Genomic DNA, 15,628 nt, shown 5'->3' on the forward strand with positions numbered 1-15,628 from the left:
GATCGCGACCCTGCGCCCGATTGGCGGGGCCGTCGCGGGGCAGTAGGTGGCGATGGATGAACAGGTGATGGTGTTCGCCCCGGCACCGGCCGGCCAACGGGGTCGCCGGACTGCGCCAGGCTGCCCTCGCCCCGTTCGGTCAGGTGCAGGTGGCCGTCGCCGAGAGGGGTCACGGCTACGTCCGTACGGCCCTCGAGGAGAACGGCGCCCGCCGCGTTCCCGGCACCGACCTGGCCTGGCTCGCCGACGGGTACGCCGCCGTCACCGCGGTCCGGGCCCTGGGCGACCTGCTCGACCTGGTGGTGCCGACGGCGGGAGCCGGGGACCCTGCCGTCGGCTGATTCGCCCGGCACCGGCCACCCGTCCCGCCGCCGAATGGGCGGTGGGGCGGGTGGCCGGTGTCTCGTCGGGTCAGGTCGCGCCGGCGATGGGAATCGTCGGTCAGCTGTTCAGCCTGGCCAGCAGCGCGTTGGCCATGCCCTGCTCGCCCCTGGCGTTGGGGTGGAAGGGGGCGGCGGCGTTCTGCGGGACCAGCCCCTCGACCCAGCGGGTGCCGCTGCTCTTGCACGTGTCGCGGCCGACCGACGGGGCGTAGACGTCGGCGTAGGTGGCGTTGTTCGCGGCGGCGGTGCTGGCGAGCATCCCGTTCAGGGACTTCTGGACGCCGCGCAGGTACGGCACGTCCTGGTAGGCGATCGGGACCACCGGCCAGCAGCCGTAGCCGCTGTCCGGCACGATCGCCGGGTAGCCGAGCACCACGACCCGGGCGCCCGGCGCGGCACGGTGGACGGCCTGCAGCACGGCGGTCACCTTCGGCGCCGTGGCGGCGATCCTAGCCTGCAACTGGTCGACGCCACCGGCGGTGTACCGGTTCTTGCACGGAGACCCGAGGGGGCTGCTCAGGCTCGCCTCGGCGCAGTCGGTGATGATGCCGGAGAAGCCGATGTCGTTGCCGCCGATCTGCACGGTGACCAGTGTCGTGTCCGGGGTGACCGCGCTGAGCTGCGGCGGCAACGAGATGCCCAGTGCGCCGCTGCCGCCGACGAGGATGTCCTCGGTGGTGGCGCCGGAGCAGCTCACGTCGGCGAGCGCCGACGAGCCGACGGAGGCGGCGACCAGCGACGGGTAGTTGCGGTTGGAGCGCAGGCAGTTCAGGTCGACCTGGGTGGGGATCAGCGGGCCGGAGGTGTACGAGTCACCCAACGCGACGTAGCGCCCGGTGGGCGCGGCGGCGTTGGCCGGTGCGGCGAGGGTGAGCAGCACACCGGCGGTGGCCGCGGCGAACGCGGCCAGCCGGCTGGCGGCCCGGAGGAACGGCAGGCGGGGACGGGTCATGGCATCTCCCAGCGGGGATCATGGTGGGTGCCGTGATTCTGTCCGCGCCGTCGTCGCACGTCAATATCGACGGCCATTGTTGCCACGGGCCGTCGGGCGGAACGCGACGGCGGCTCGGCCACCCCTTCCGCGCGCGGGAAGGTCCGACGCACTAGCATTGCCGCAGTCCGGGACGGCTCTGCTGAAACGAGGCGAAATGCGTTGGCTCCAGCGACTGCTGGGCGGCGGGCGGGTCCAGCTCGATCCGGAACGGCAGCAGGCTCTGCTACGCGACGTCCAGCACCGGTACGGCGCCCACGCGCAGCTCCGGTTCCCCGAGCAGGTCGAGGCCGTCGCCGGCATGCTGAACGACGACGACGGCGTGGTGGTGGCGGCCCGGATCGTGAGCCAGGTCGCCGACGAGGCCTACGTGGACCTACAGGCCCAGGCCCAGGACGTCCACCGACGAACGGGCCGGCGGCTCCTGGTGCACCGCCGCAACTACCGGCCGCTGTGGATGGAGGCAGGCCGGGCCCTGCGCTGGCCGCTGTTCGCGTTGCCGAGCGGCTTGCACCCGTACGCGCAGGTGGCCGCCGCCGTCGCGGTGCTCGGCGGCCAGGCGGCCCGGCTCGACCGGGTGACCGACCCGAGTCCTCTCGTGACCCGCGTGTTCGAGGTGCTCGACCTCACCACCGCCGGCTGGGAGTACGGCCGGGTGCGGGTGGACACCGACGCCGCCGCCCTCGCCGACAGGCTGATCACGAGCGCCGGACAGATCCTCGCAGCCATGGACGACCCGCCCCGGCTGCCACCTCCGGTCCGTGAGCTCATGCGCCGCAACAACACCCTCGACGTGCACGATCCGGCCAGCCCTCGGGTGGTGGGTGGGTTCAACCCGGGCGCCAGGATGCGCGAGCAACTGCTGGCCTGAGGACATCGCGGCGGGTGATCGCGCCACTTCGGTCGCAGCGGACAACCGCGAAGAGAACTGTCCCGCTTCAACGTATATCGGGCTGGAGGGCTTGCCGCAAGACCCGTGTCCTGCCGCAGAATCGTCCGCTGAACCGGAAACCGGCGAAGAAGCGGGGCACGACGTGCGAGTGTCGTTGTCGCGACGGATGCCGGCTGCCTCGGAGGGGTCGCGATGATCGAGCAGTACGTGTGCGACCTCCACGAGGTCGACGACGCGCAGGTCGCTTCCGTCGGCGGCAAGGGCGCGCACCTGGCGGCTCTGTCGCGGGTCGACGGCATCCGCGTGCCGGCTGGCTTCTGCGTGACGACGGACGCCTTCCGGCGGATCATGGCCGAAGCGCCGTCGATCGACGATCGGCTCGACCGGCTGTCGCGCCTGGACCCGGACGACCGGGAGACGATCCGCGCGCTCGGTGCGGAGATCCGACGGGCCATCGAAGCGGTCGTCCTCCCGGACGACGTGGCGGCGGCGATCGTCCGGGCCCTCGCCCGGCTCGGCGAGGGGGCTGCCTGTGCCGTCCGGTCCAGCGCGACGGCGGAGGACCTGCCGACGGCCTCCTTCGCGGGCCAGCAGGACACGTACCTGAACGTGGTGGGGCAGGAAGCGGTCCTCCAGCACGTCAGCCGGTGCTGGGCCTCGCTCTTCACCGAGCGGGCCGTGACCTACCGTCGACGCAACGGCATCGACCACCGCACGGTCCACATGGCCGTGGTCGTGCAGAAGATGGTCTTCCCGCAGGCGGCCGGCGTCCTGTTCACGGCCGACCCCGTCACGCACCACCGGAAGGTCGCTGTCGTGGAGGCGAGCTTCGGCCTCGGCGAGGCCCTCGTCTCGGGGTTGGTGAACGCCGACGCCTACCGGGTGCGGGACGGTCAGATCGTCGAAAAGGCGATCGCCGCCAAGCGACTGGCCATCCACGCCCTGCCGGCCGGCGGGACGAGGCAACAGGCGATCGACTCGGAGCGGCAGGAGCAGCCGGCCCTGACGGATGCGCAGGTCGTACGGCTGGTGCGGCTGGGCCGGCGGATCGAAGCCCACTTCGGCCACCCCCAGGACATCGAGTGGTGCCTGGTCGACGACGACTTCCAGATCGTCCAGAGCCGGCCGATCACCACGCTGTTCCCCATCCCCGAAACCGGCGACGGCGCGAACCACGTCTACGTCTCCGTCGGTCACCAGCAGATGATGACGGACCCCATGAAGCCCCTGGGGATCTCCATGTGGCAGCTGACGGCCATGGCGCCGATGCACGAGGCCGGCGGGAGGCTGTTCGTCGACGTGACCGGGCGCCTGGCCGCGCCCGCGAGCCGCGCCGGCCTTCTGGAGATGGTGGGGCGGTCCGATCCGTTGATCAGGGACGCGCTGGAGACCGTCCTCGGCCGCGGCGACTTCGTCCCGTCGCTCCCCGACCAAGGGCCGGCAGGGCCGCCCGCCGGCGGCGCGCCCGCCCCGATCGAGACCGATCCGGCCATCGTCGCCGAGCTGGTCGAACGCAGCCAGGCGGCCCTCGCCACCCTGCGGCGCGACATCCGTACGAAGTCCGGGCCGGCGCTGTTCGACTTCCTGCTGGAGGCCTTCCAGGAGCACAAGCGGGGCCTCGGCGATCCGCTGAGCATGCAGGCGATCATGGCGGGGATGGAGGCCACGTGGTGGCTCAACGACAGGCTGTACGAGTGGCTGGGTGAGAAGAACGCGGCCGACACGCTCACGCTCTCCGCGCCCGACAACGTCACGTCGGAGATGGGACTGGCGCTGCTGGACGTCGCCGACGTCATCCGCCCGCACCCGGAGGTGGTGGCCTTCCTGCGGGAGGTCGAGGACGAGGGCTTCGTGGACGAGCTGCCCCGGCTCCCGGGCGGCCGGGAAGCGCGCGACGCCATCCGGGCCTACCTCGACAGGTACGGCATGCGCTGCGCGGGCGAGATCGACATCACGAGGCCGCGCTGGAACGAGCGCCCCAGCACGCTCGTGCCCCTCATCCTCGACAACGTCAGGAACCTCGAGCCGGGCGCCCGCGAGCGGCGCTTCGCGCAGGGGCGCCAGCGGGCGGCGCGGAAGGAACAGGAGGTCCTGGAGCGCCTGCGGGCCCTGCCGGACGGGGAGCGCAAGGCGGCGGAGACGAAGCGGATGATCGACCGGGTCCGGACCTTCATCGGGTACCGGGAGTATCCGAAGTACGTCATCGTCAGCCGCTACCTCAGCTACAAGCAGGCCCTGCTGAGAGAGGCCGGGCGCCTCGTGCGGGCCCACGTGCTCCCGGAGCCGGAGGACATCTTCTACCTCACGTTCCAGGAGCTCCACGACGTCGTGCGTACGCACGAGGTGGACGACCAGCTCATCCAGCGGCGCAAGGACGCGTTCAGGTCGTACCGGACGCTCACCCCGCCCCGGGTGCTCACGTCGGAGGGCGAGGGCATCGCCGGCGCGTACCGGCGCGAGGACGTGCCGACCGGCGCGCTGGTCGGCCTCCCGGTTTCCGGCGGGACCGTCGAGGGGCGGGCCCGCGTCGTCCTGGACCTGGCCGAGGCCGACCTCGAACCGGGCGACATCCTGGTCACCGCCTACACCGACCCGAGCTGGTCACCCCTGTTCGTCGCGATCGCGGGACTGGTGACGGAGGTGGGCGGCCTCATGACCCACGGGGCGGTGGTCGCAAGGGAGTACGGCCTGCCCGCCCTCGTCGGGGTGGCGCAGGCGACCCGGCTGATCCGGGACGGACAGCGGATCCGCGTGCACGCCACCGACGGCTACGTCGAGATCCTGTCCTGACCGGCCACGGGGCTGCGACCGGACGCGCGCGGGCGATCACGCATTGACATCGGGCGTCCCTCCACTCCAGACTGGCGCCACAACTCAACCAACGCGCGTGCGTGCGGGGGAAGTCCGGTCGAAGTCCGGCGCTGGCCCGCAACGGTAGGCCGTCGAGATGCATCTCCGACGGCGAGCCCGAATACCCGACGTACGCGCAGAATCCGCTCCCCACCCGTCGTGGCCCACGGGTCGGAGTCCCGGTCGACCCCCGCGCTGCGGCGGGTGGCCGGGCTTCTGACGACCGCCGGGCCGGAAAGGCGCTTCCGATGGTCGTCCGCCTGAGCCGGCACCGCCTGCTCACCCTGTTCCGCGGCGTGCTCGCCGCCCTCACCCTCGCCACCCTCACCCTCGCCGCGCCGGCATCCGCCCACGTCTCCCCCACCTCGCCTGCCGGGGTCGGCCGGTCGGGGGCCGCGGCCGGCTGGCTGGCCCGGCAACTCGTCGCCGGCGAGCGCCTCGAGGTCGTCTTCGACGGCGTCACCTACCCCGACCAGGGCCTCACCCTCGACGCGGTGTTCGCCTTCGCCGCCGCCGGCGTCGCCGACGACCCGGGAGCCCGGGCGCTGGCCTGGGTCACCCGGCCGGACATCCGCGACGCCTACCTCGGCGACGGCGCGACCGAGGCGTACGCGGGCGCGACCGCCAAGCTCGCCCTCGCCGTCCAGGTACGCGGCGGCGACCCCACCGACGTCGGCGGCGTGGACCTGATCACCCGGCTGCGCTCGCTGCAGGCCCCCACCGGCCGGTTCACCGACCGGTCGGCGTACGGGGACTACAGCAACACGTTCAGCCAGTCCTTCGCCCTGCTCGCCCTGGGCCGCACCTCGCAGGGCACGCCCCCGGCGGCCGCCGCCTGGCTGGCCGCCACCCGCTGCCCGGACGGCGGCTACCCGCTGCTGCCCGCGCAACCGGTCTGTGCCTCCGACGTGGACGCCACCGCGCTCGCGGTGCAGGCGCTGCGGTCCACCGGCCGCCCGTCCGACGCCGCCGCCGGGCTGCGCTGGCTGCTGTCGGTGCAGCGCGCCGACGGCGGTTTCGCCAACGCCGCCGGCATCCCGAACGCCAACAGCACCGGCCTCGCCGCGCAGGCGCTGAGCGACGGCAACCGGCCGCTGGCCTGGGCCCGCGCGCGGGTGTTCCTCGCCGGACTACAGGTCGGCTGCGCCGGGGCGCCGGCCGACCGGGGCGCGGTCGACTTCGACGGCGGCGCCTTCGACCCCGGCACCGCCGCCCGGGCCACCGGCCAGGCTGTCCTCGGCCTGACCGGCACCGGGTACGCCCGGCTGTCCGCGGCCGGCGCCGCCCCGGGCGCACCGGTCCCCGCCTGCCCGTGACCCGTCCCGTCGCTCCACCGATTCCAGGAGGAACCGTGTTCCGTCACCGATCCACCGTCCGCACCCGGCTCGCCGGCCTGTTGGCAGCCGCCGTCGCCGCCGTCGCCCTCACCGCCGTCGAACCCGCCCCCCGGGCCGGGTACGCCGCGGCCTGCACCGGCACCTCCGGTGTCACCGTCGTGGTCGACTTCGCCGCGCTCGGCGGCGGCGTCCAGGTCGCCTGTGCCCCGGGCGACCCGGCCTCCGGGCTGGCCGCCCTCCAGGGCGCCGGCTTCACGGTGACCGGCACCCAGCGCTGGGGGCTGGCGTTCGTCTGCCGGATCAACGGCAAGCCGACCGCCGCGGCCGATCCGTGCGTCAACACCCCGCCCGCCACGGCGTACTGGTCGTACTGGCATGCCCCCAGCGGCGGCGCCTGGTCCTACAGCACGTCCGGCGCGAGCAGCTACAACCCGGCCCCGGGCACCGTCGAGGGCTGGTCGTTCGGCGCGGGCGCCCCGCCGAGCATCGCCGCGCCCTGACCGTGGCCGCACACCGGGTGTGACCGCAGTGGTGCACCGGGTGCCGGCCACCTCCCCTGGCGTCGCGCGACGTGCGGGCGGTACGGTGTCGGCACCCGGTGCATGCCGGTCCACAACTGCATACGTCCCGAGTGGGGGGAAGCCGGTTCGAAGCCGGCGCTGACCCGCAACCGTGAGCGAGGCCCCGGCCTCGCGAGCCGGAATGCCTCGCCCGGGACGAGCGGCTTCCACTGTCGAGGTTTACAGGGTGAAGTCCGGGCCACCCGAGGTCCGTTCCACCCCGCTCATCGCATCACGCGAGCGGGGTGTCGCTGTCCCCGGGTGCTTTCCGGAGCTTCCACCGACCGCTCCGCGAAAGGCACCCCTCATGTCCCGGTCCCGTTCCCGGCGTCTCGGCGCCGGCGTCGTCGCCGCCACTGCGGCAACGATCGCCGCGCTCACCGCCGTACCCCTGACCGTCGTGGCCGCGCCCGCCCCGGCCCACGCCGCCGCCGCGCGCGACGCCGCCTCCTGGCTGGCCGGCGAGTTCGCCGACGGGGTGCTGCCCGGCCCGTTCGGCGGTCCGGACTGGGGTCTGACCATCGACGGGCTCCTCGCCCTCTCCGCCACCGGGGTGGACGCGCCGGTCCGTCAGGCCGCGACGGCGCAGGTCGCGGCGCATGTGCGGTCCTACAACAGCCTCGACGACTGGGGCATCCCCGGCTTCACCGACGGCGGGTCGACCGCGAAGCTGCTGTACGCCGCCTCCGCCGCCGGCGCCGATCCCACCGACTTCGGCGGCTTCGACCTGCGGACGGAGACCCTGTCGCTGGTCGCCGGGGCGGACGCGGGACACCAGCGGGGGCGGATCACCAGCCGCACCACCGCCGACACCGGTCCGGACGCCAGCAACGCCTTCGACCAGTCCTTCGCCGTGCTGGGCCTGGCTCGCAGCGGCGACGTACCGCAGGACACCGTCGACTTCCTCATCCGCCAGCAGTGCGTGGCCGGTGGGTTCCGGCTCTACCCCGACACCGCCGACGGCCCGTCCCCGTCCTGCGACGAGCAGGCCGGCGCCACCCTCGACGTCGACTCGACCGCGATGGCCGTGCAGGCGCTGCTCGCCGCCGCCGCCGACGGCGCCGCCGGCGCCACCGCGGCGGCCGCCAGGGGCGTGGCCTGGCTGGTGGATCAGCAGCGCGCCGACGGTTCGTTCGGCGGCTCCGGCCCGACCACCGGCGCGAACTCCAACAGCACCGGCCTGGCCGGACAGGCCCTCGCCGCCGCCGGCCGCGACGCCGAGGCCGCGCGGGCCGCCGGCGCGTTGGCCGCACTACAGCTGACCGCAGCGAACGGCGGCGCGGCCGCCGCCGACGCGGGCGCCGTCGCCTACAACACCGACAGCCTGACGACGGCGGTCGCGTCCGGGATCACCGACACCGACCGGGACCAGTGGCGTCGAGGCACCGCACAGGCCGTGCTCGGCCTCGTCCAGGTGCCGCTGGGAGGCATCGGCCTCGACCCGCCGCCGTCGTCGCCCGGGCCGACCCCGACCGGCACGGCCCCGCCCACCGCCACCCCCAGCGCCATCACCTCCCCCACGCCCACCGGGTCACCGACGCCCACCGGGACGGCCGTCCCGACACCGAGCCCGTCCGCGACCACCGTGCCGTCGACCCCGTCCGCCACGGCGTCGACGACCGTCGCCCCGGGCGCGACCCCGACCACCCCGGGCCTGGGCGGGCTGCCGACGACCGGCGCGGCGATCACCAGCTACGTGCTGATCGCGTTCCTGCTGGTCGGCGGCGGGGTGCTGCTCGTCGTACTCGGCCGTCGGCGGGCGGCATGACCGTCCGGGCCGCCCGCGCCGGACTGGTCGTCGCCCTCACCGCCGCCGGCACGATGGTCGGATCGGGCACCCCCGCGAGGGCCGCCGGATCGGCCGGCTACTGCCCGGACGCCTCCGGTGTGACCGTGGTGGTCGACTTCAACGAACTCGGCGGCGGGACCGTGGTGCGGTGCGCCCGGGGCGAGCAGTCCACCGGGCTGGCGGCGCTCAAGAACGCCGGGTTCCAGATGACCGGCACGCTGCGCTGGGGCGAGGGGTTCGTCTGCCGGATCGAGGGCAAGCCGTCGACGGCGTCCGAGAAGTGCGTCGACACGCCTCCCGCCAGCGCCTACTGGTCGTACTGGCACGCGACCAGCGGCGGCAGCTGGACGTACAGCGACAAGGGTGTGCTCAACCGCAAGCCGCCGGCCGGCAGCTTCGAGGGCTGGTCGTTCTCCCTCAACCGCAACGCCAACGACGCGCCCCGGCCGGGCGCCGCACCGAGGCGTCCCGCGCCACCGCCGCCACCACCGTCCCCTCCGCCCCCGGCACCGCCCACCCGGGGCGGTGGCCCGGTCCCCCCACCGCCGGCAGGAGACGGTCGGCCGGTCGCGCCACCACCTGCCACCGCGGGCCGACCCGGCACGGCAGGACCGGTGCCGGGCTCCGCCGGGCCCGCGCCGCTCCCCACCGGTACGCCGACCGCCGGCGGCCCGGTCCCGACACCGAGCGCGGGCGTCGCGACGCCACCCGCGAGCGCTGCCGTCAGCCCACCGGCGGGCAGTTCCGTCGACCAGCCGGCGGTGACCGAGGTGGCCGCCCCCCGTGACGCTCGCGGGATCCCGCTGGGGACGGCGGCCGGCGTGCTGCTGCTGGTCGCGCTCGGCGCGGGCGGTCTGCTGGCCGCACGGCGGCGGCGGACCGTCGAGCCGGATGACTGACCGGAGCACCCGCCGGGTGGAGAGGCCCGCCGGCCCGGACCGGGCAGGGTCGGTGGGACGGGCGACGCGCCTGCCCCGGGCGCTGCACCCCGGCGCGTGGTGGCTGTGGGCGCTCGGCCTGGCCACCGCGGCCAGCCACACCACCAACCCGTTGCCGCTGGGCCTGCTCGTCGCCGTCGCCGCGCTGGTGGTCGTCCGGCGGCGGGGAGACGCGCCGTGGGCGCTGGCGTTCCGGATGTACCTGGTGCTCGGCGCGGTGATCGTGGCGATGCGGGTGCTGTTCCGGATCGTGTTCGGCGGCGGGCAGGGCGACCACGTGCTCGTCCGGCTTCCCGAGATCCCCCTGCCCGCGTGGGCGGCGGGAATCCGCCTGTTCGGGCCGGTCGCCGCCGAGCAACTCCTCGGCGGGTTCTACGACGGGCTACGGCTGGCCACGATGCTGGTCTGCCTCGGCGCGGCGAACGCCCTGGCCAACCCGAAGCGGCTGCTCAAAGCCGTGCCCGGGGCCCTGTACGCGGTGGGCACCGCCGTGGTGGTGGCCCTGTCGGTCGCCCCGCAACTGGTCGAGAGCGTGCTGCGGGTCCGCCGGGCGCGGCGGCTGCGGGGTGCCTCCGGCCGGGGAGTACGGGCGTTGCGGGGCATCGCGCTGCCGGTGCTGGCCGACGCGCTGGACCGGTCGCTGGCACTGGCCGCGGCGATGGACTCCCGGGGTTACGGCCGCACCCCGGCGGTGCCGGCCGGGCAGCGCGCCGTCACCGGTGCGCTGGTGCTCGGCGGGCTGGTCGGCGTCTGCGCCGGCACGTACGGGCTGCTCGACGCCACCGGCCCCGCGTACCTGGGTCTGCCGATGCTCCTCGTCGGCCTGTCGACCGCCGTGGCCGGCATGCTGCTGGCCGGCCGTCGGGTGCGGCGCAGCCGCTACCGGCCGGACCACTGGCGGGGCGCGGAACTGCTCGTGGCCGGCTGCGGGGTGGGTGCCGCCGCGCTGACGGTACTGGCCGGTTCGGTCGATCCGGAGCTTCTCTATCCGCCGGTGAGCCCACTCACCTGGCCCGAGCTGACGCCGCTGACGCTGCTCGCCGTCGTGGTCGCGGCGGCACCGGCCTGGCTGGCGCCGCCTCCCGCGCTCGCAAGGACGTCCGCCGCGCGCACCGCCGGCCCGGCGACCGCACCCCGCGGTCCGGTCGACGCCGCGCCGGCGGACGGAGCGGGTCGGCTGGCGTCGTCGTCCCCCACGCAGGGAGGCCCTTCGTGATCGACTTCGACCGGGTGACCGTCCGTTACGCCGAGAGCGACCGCCCGACCCTGCGGGACGTGACGCTGCGCATCGACGAGGGTGAGCTCTGCCTGGTCGTCGGTCGCACCGGCACGGGCAAGTCCACGCTGCTGCGGGCGATCAACGGGCTGGTGCCGCACTTCACCGGCGGCACCCTGCACGGCAGCGTGACGGTCGACGGCCGGGACACCCGCCGTCATCCGCCGCGTGACCTCGCCGACGTCGTCGGCGTGGTCGGGCAGGATCCGCTGTCCGGGTTCGTCACCGACACCGTCGAGGAGGAGCTCGCCTACGGGATGGAGCAGCTCGCCCTGCCGGCGACGGTGATGCGCAAACGGGTCGAGGAGACCCTCGACCTGCTGGGCATCGCCGAGCTTCGCGACCGGCCGCTGCGGACGCTGTCCGGCGGGCAGCAGCAGCGCGTCGCCATCGGGTCGGTCCTCACCGCCCACCCGCGGGTGCTGGTGCTCGACGAGCCCACCTCCGCGCTGGACCCCACCGCGGCGGAGGACGTGCTCGCCGTGGTGACCCGGCTGGTGCACGACCTCGGCGTGACGGTGGTGCTGGCCGAGCACCGGCTGGAACGGGTCGTCCAGTACGCCGACCGGCTGCTCTACCTGCCCGGCGACGGTCGGGTGGTGGACGGGGAACCGGCCGCCGTGCTCGCCGACGTCGACATCGCACCACCGCTGGTCGAGCTGGGCCGTCTCGCCGGCTGGACGCCGCTGCCGCTGTCCGTACGCGATGCCCGCCGGCGGGCGGCCGCCCTGCGCCACCGGCTCGCCGACGCCGCCGTGCCGGCCGCGGCGACGGTCCCGGACGCGCCCCCCGTCCTGACGGCCCGCGACGTCGTCGTGCGCTACCCGGGGACGGTCGCCGTGGCCGGCGTCGACATGGAGCTGTCTCCCGGCCGGATCGTGGCGTTGATGGGGCGCAACGGCTCCGGCAAGTCGAGCCTGCTCTGGGCGGTGCAGGGCAGCGGCCCCCGCCAGGGCGGGACCGTCGCCGTCGTCGGCGCGCAGTGCACCGTCGACCCGAAGGCCCTGCCGCCGGGCCGGGCCCGCCGGCATGTCGGTCTGGTCCCGCAGACCCCCGGTGACCTGCTGTACCTGGAGACGGTGGAGGCCGAGTGCGATCAGGCCGACCGGGAGACCGGAGCACCGGCCGGCACCTGTCGGACGATGCTCGACCAGCTCACCCCGGGGCTACCCGCCGACCGGCACCCCCGCGACCTCTCCGAGGGGCAGCGGCTCGCGCTCGCGCTCGCCGTACAGCTCACCGCCGCCCCGCCGGTGGTCCTGCTCGACGAGCCGACCCGCGGCCTGGACTACCGCGCCAAGCGGCAGTTCACCGCCGTCGTCCGACGGCTGGCCGCCGACGGCCGGGCGGTGCTGATCGCGACGCACGACGTCGAGCTCGTCGCGGCCCTCGCCGACCAGGTCGTGGTGATGGCCGAGGGGGAGATCGTCGCCGCCGGCACCACGGCGGAGGTCATGCTCGCCTCGCCGGCGTTCGCCCCGCAGGTGGCCAAGGTCCTCGCCCCCGCGCCGTGGCTGACCGTGGAGCAGGTCGCGGCCGCACTGGCCACGACCGGGGAGCCGGGGTGAGCGTGCTGCGGGTCGCCCCGCGTACCGCTGTCGTGCTGGTCCTGGCCTCGGCCGCCGCACTGGCGACCTTCACCTGGCCGTTCTTCGTCCCCGCCCATCCCGAGAGCACCGCCCGCACGGGCGAGGCGCCGCTGGTGTTCCTCGTGGTGCTGCCGGTGCTCGTCGCGCTGGTGCTGGCCGAACTCAGCTCCGGCGGCATCGACAGCAAGGCGTTGGCGATGCTCGGGGTGCTCGCGGCCGTCAACGCCGCGCTGCGCCCGCTCGGCGCCGGCACCGCAGGCATCGAGACGGTGTTCTTCCTTCTCGTACTCGCCGGCCGGGTGTTCGGGCCCGGCTTCGGCTTCCTGCTCGGCTCGACGTCGCTGTTCGCCTCCGCGCTGCTCACCGCGGGGGTCGGGCCGTGGCTGCCGTTCCAGATGCTGGCCGCGTCCTGGATCGGTCTCGGCGCCGGCCTGCTACCGGCGAGGCTGCGGGGCCGGGCCGAGATCGCTGCCCTGGCCGGCTACGGCGTCCTCGCGGCCTACGGCTACGGACTGCTGATGAACCTGTGGTTCTGGCCGTTCAGCATCGGCGCGGACACCCAACTCTCCTACGTCGCCGGAGCGCCACTGTTGGAGAACCTGCACCGCTTCGCCGTCTTCACGGCGGTCACCTCCACCTTCGGCTGGGACACCGGACGCGCGATCACCACCGCCGTGGCGATCGTCCTCGCCGGCCCCGCGGTGCTCGCCGCGCTGCGCCGCGCCGCACGGCGGGCCGCGTTCGACGCTCCGGTCACCTTCGCCGCGCCCGAACCACAGCCGGACCCACCTCGCACGGGTGGGGACGACCGGGCGGGTTCGTCCCGGCCGGTGGCCGGAGCCGCGACCACCGACCGACCGGGCGACGTCCCCTGATGTGGTCCTAGACCGCGCGGGCCACGCAGATCCTGGCGTCGAGGCGGGGCCCCGCCTCGTAGAGCATGTACTCCACGCCGCCGTCGGTGCCGAACGTCGGCGAGGCCACCCGGCCGTTGTCCGACGCGATCGGCCGGTGGAACACGCCGAGGTGGACCTCCCGGTCGAAGTTGTTGCCGACCTCGGTCAGGTACATGTTGCCGCTGCTGCCGTGGTACGCGATGTACGCGGTGCCATTTCGCTTCAACAGGTGCGGCGCGGAGATGTCGGTGAGCCCGTCGCCCGACGGCGACACCAGCGGGTTCGGGGAGAACTGCCAGCCGCTCCAGCCGTTCGGCGACCAGCCCCAGAAGATCTTCCGGGTGCCCGGCCGGATCGTGTGTGCGCCCATGAACACCATCACGTAGCGGTTTCCCTTGCCGGCCACCGAGTGCTCGAAGACCCGCGCGTACGAGGTCTCGGTCGTGTTGGGCACCAGGTTCGTCGACAGGATCGGCGTCTCGTTGGTGAAGCGGACGCCGTCGCTCGAGCGGGCGACCCGGGTCGTGTGGTTCTCGCCGTGGAAGTACAGGTAGAACTGCCGGGTCGGCGCATCCCACACGACGTGCGGCGACGACACGTGGCTCACCGTCGTGGACGGCAGCACCCGGTCGACGACGGGATTGTTGGCGTACTCGGTGTAGGGGCCCTCGAGCCGGTTGGCGTAGGCGAGGCAGATCCCGCCGGGCGCGTCGTGTGGCGCGTAGTAGAGGTAGTAGCGGCCGAGGGCACCGCTGATCTTGTCGTAGACCCCGCGCACGCACGGGAAGATGAACTCGCCGGTCGGGTTGTAACGCAACGGCCTGTCGAACGCGTCGCGCACGTACCGGTAGTTGGGGAAGCCGGCCGGTGCGGCGAGCGCCGGCGTGGGGGTCGCGGCAAGGCCGGCGCCGGTGGTCGCGGTCGCGACACCGGCGGCTGCCGCGCCACGCAGCAGCGTGCGTCGGGAGAAGGAGCCTTCCGGGGTACGCGTCATCGCGTTCCCTCCGTTCGTGGGGCGCGCCGACTGGGGGGTGGGGGGTGCGGGCAGGCGTCACTCGACCCCGCGCTGAGCGACCGGACGGTGTGGACGCTCGGCGCGGAACGGGTTCGTTGGTCGATGAGTCTGCGCGCGCCGTCTCGGCGGCGTCAAGATGCTAATACGAATTAGCAAACGCTCCGGCGGGCCTTGACCACGCCGGCAGGCTCGGTCACCTGACGGGAGACCCACCGTCGACCGGGATGGTGTGGCCGTGGATGAAGGAGGCGTCGTCGCTCGCGAGGAAACAGACCGCCCGGGCCACCTCGTGGGGTTCGCCGTACCGGCCCGCGGGGGCCTGCATGGTCAGGTCGTAGAACGGGAAGTCGCTGGTGATCTCCGCGCCCTCGAACGCTGCGGTCTTGATGACGCCGGGCCCGATGCCCACGGCGCGGATGCCGCGGTGGCCGTAGTCGTAGGCGATCTGCTTGGTCAGCCCGATGACACCGTGCTTGGCCGTGGTGTATTCGGCCCCGACCTCGCTGGCGACCAGACCGGAGGCCGACGAAACGTTGATCACGACGCCGCTGCCGCGCTCCAGCATGTGGGGAAGCACGGCCTTCGTCGCGAGGAAGACGCCCTTCAGGTCGACGGCCATGACGCGCTCCCACTGACTGGTCTCGATCTCGAGCAGCGGGAGGTAGGCGCCGAACACACCGGCGTTGTTCACCAGCACGTCGACGTGGCCGTACGCGTCGACGGCGGCGCTCACCATGGCGTCGACCGAAGCCTCGTCGGTGACGTCCGCCGCCACCCCGGTCGCGTCTCCCCCGGCGTCGCGAATCCGCTCCACCGTCGCGTTGGCGCGTTCCAGGGAGAGGTCGGACACGACGATCTTCGCGCCCTCCTGGGCGAGCTCCACGCACATGGACTGGCCGAGACCGGAACCGACCTGCTCGGGGCTGTATCCGCCCCCCGTCACGAGCACGACCTTGTCGGTGAGTCCACGCACGATCCATCTCCCGTCCGTTTTCGACCACGCGGATTCAATCTAGTCCCGCGTCACCGACGGCCACCGGGTTTCCCCCGATGTCCCTTGGGATCGCCCGGCGGGCGGGTCGTGACGCACACGGTCGCCAGGTGTGCGTTCC

General features: G+C 74.0%; 13 protein-coding genes and 2 riboswitches. Of the genes, 10 read left to right on the forward strand and 3 right to left on the reverse strand.

What is annotated here, in order from left to right:
* Positions 1-149: 149 nt before the first annotated feature.
* A complete protein-coding gene (locus ABZ573_RS19220; RefSeq protein ID WP_358119540.1) occupies positions 150-341 on the forward strand; it encodes a hypothetical protein in 192 nt (63 codons plus the stop codon).
* 100 nt (positions 342-441) lie between these two features.
* Here ABZ573_RS19220 and ABZ573_RS19225 read toward each other — a convergent pair whose 3' ends face one another.
* Entirely contained in the window at positions 442-1,335 is an 894-nt protein-coding gene (locus tag ABZ573_RS19225; RefSeq protein ID WP_151455239.1) for an SGNH/GDSL hydrolase family protein, read from the reverse strand.
* Between the two features lie 196 nt (positions 1,336-1,531).
* Between ABZ573_RS19225 and ABZ573_RS19230 the strand changes: the two genes are divergently transcribed.
* The 9 genes from ABZ573_RS19230 (at position 1,532) to ABZ573_RS19270 (ending at position 13,480) form a co-directional block, all read left to right on the forward strand.
* The gene (locus tag ABZ573_RS19230) at positions 1,532-2,245 is read left to right on the forward strand and encodes a hypothetical protein (protein WP_151455238.1); all 714 of its coding nucleotides are present in this window, start codon (positions 1,532-1,534) and stop codon (positions 2,243-2,245) included.
* A 213-nt stretch (positions 2,246-2,458) separates the two neighbouring features.
* Positions 2,459-5,056 (forward strand): rifamycin-inactivating phosphotransferase, encoded by a 2,598-nt coding sequence (gene rph, locus ABZ573_RS19235; RefSeq protein ID WP_151455237.1) that lies wholly within the window; start codon positions 2,459-2,461, stop codon positions 5,054-5,056.
* A gap of 75 nt (positions 5,057-5,131) precedes the next feature.
* Positions 5,132-5,264: riboswitch (cobalamin riboswitch) on the forward strand.
* 100 nt (positions 5,265-5,364) lie between these two features.
* Complete coding sequence (locus tag ABZ573_RS19240) at positions 5,365-6,432, forward strand: prenyltransferase/squalene oxidase repeat-containing protein (RefSeq protein ID WP_358119545.1); 1,068 nt, start codon at positions 5,365-5,367, stop codon at positions 6,430-6,432.
* Positions 6,433-6,467: 35 nt separating this feature from the next.
* A complete protein-coding gene (locus ABZ573_RS19245; protein ID WP_151455235.1) occupies positions 6,468-6,953 on the forward strand; it encodes a hypothetical protein in 486 nt (161 codons plus the stop codon).
* Positions 6,954-7,089: 136 nt separating this feature from the next.
* Positions 7,090-7,160, forward strand: a riboswitch (cobalamin riboswitch).
* A gap of 160 nt (positions 7,161-7,320) precedes the next feature.
* On the forward strand, positions 7,321-8,781 hold the full coding sequence (locus ABZ573_RS19250; protein WP_358119548.1) for a cell wall anchor protein: 1,461 nt from the start codon (positions 7,321-7,323) through the stop codon (positions 8,779-8,781).
* Positions 8,778-9,701 carry a hypothetical protein gene (locus ABZ573_RS19255; protein WP_358119551.1) on the forward strand — a complete coding sequence of 308 codons (924 nt, stop codon included), beginning with the start codon at positions 8,778-8,780 and terminating at the stop codon, positions 9,699-9,701. Before ABZ573_RS19250 ends, ABZ573_RS19255 begins: the two co-directional genes overlap by 4 nt.
* The gene (locus tag ABZ573_RS19260; RefSeq protein WP_358119554.1) at positions 9,694-10,956 is read left to right on the forward strand and encodes a CbiQ family ECF transporter T component; all 1,263 of its coding nucleotides are present in this window, start codon (positions 9,694-9,696) and stop codon (positions 10,954-10,956) included. The genes ABZ573_RS19255 and ABZ573_RS19260 overlap by 8 nt, the downstream gene beginning before the upstream one ends.
* On the forward strand, positions 10,953-12,584 hold the full coding sequence (locus tag ABZ573_RS19265) for an ATP-binding cassette domain-containing protein (RefSeq protein WP_358119557.1): 1,632 nt from the start codon (positions 10,953-10,955) through the stop codon (positions 12,582-12,584). The genes ABZ573_RS19260 and ABZ573_RS19265 overlap by 4 nt, the downstream gene beginning before the upstream one ends.
* Positions 12,581-13,480, forward strand: a complete 900-nt coding sequence (locus ABZ573_RS19270) for an ECF transporter S component (protein WP_327028190.1) — start codon at positions 12,581-12,583, stop codon at positions 13,478-13,480. Before ABZ573_RS19265 ends, ABZ573_RS19270 begins: the two co-directional genes overlap by 4 nt.
* Positions 13,481-13,487: 7 nt before the next feature.
* On the opposite strand, the gene ABZ573_RS19275 is transcribed toward ABZ573_RS19270, so the two are convergent.
* Together ABZ573_RS19275 and ABZ573_RS19280 are read right to left on the reverse strand one after the other, a co-directional pair.
* The gene (locus tag ABZ573_RS19275; RefSeq protein WP_327028189.1) at positions 13,488-14,495 is read right to left on the reverse strand and encodes a hypothetical protein; all 1,008 of its coding nucleotides are present in this window, start codon (positions 14,493-14,495) and stop codon (positions 13,488-13,490) included.
* Positions 14,496-14,709: 214 nt separating this feature from the next.
* Complete coding sequence (locus ABZ573_RS19280) at positions 14,710-15,489, reverse strand: glucose 1-dehydrogenase (protein ID WP_358119562.1); 780 nt, start codon at positions 15,487-15,489, stop codon at positions 14,710-14,712.
* Between the last annotated feature and the right edge of the window lie 139 nt (positions 15,490-15,628).

The organism is Micromonospora sp. NPDC007220 (assembly GCF_040634035.1).
Classification (GTDB): Bacteria; Actinomycetota; Actinomycetes; order Mycobacteriales; family Micromonosporaceae; genus Micromonospora; species Micromonospora reichwaldensis.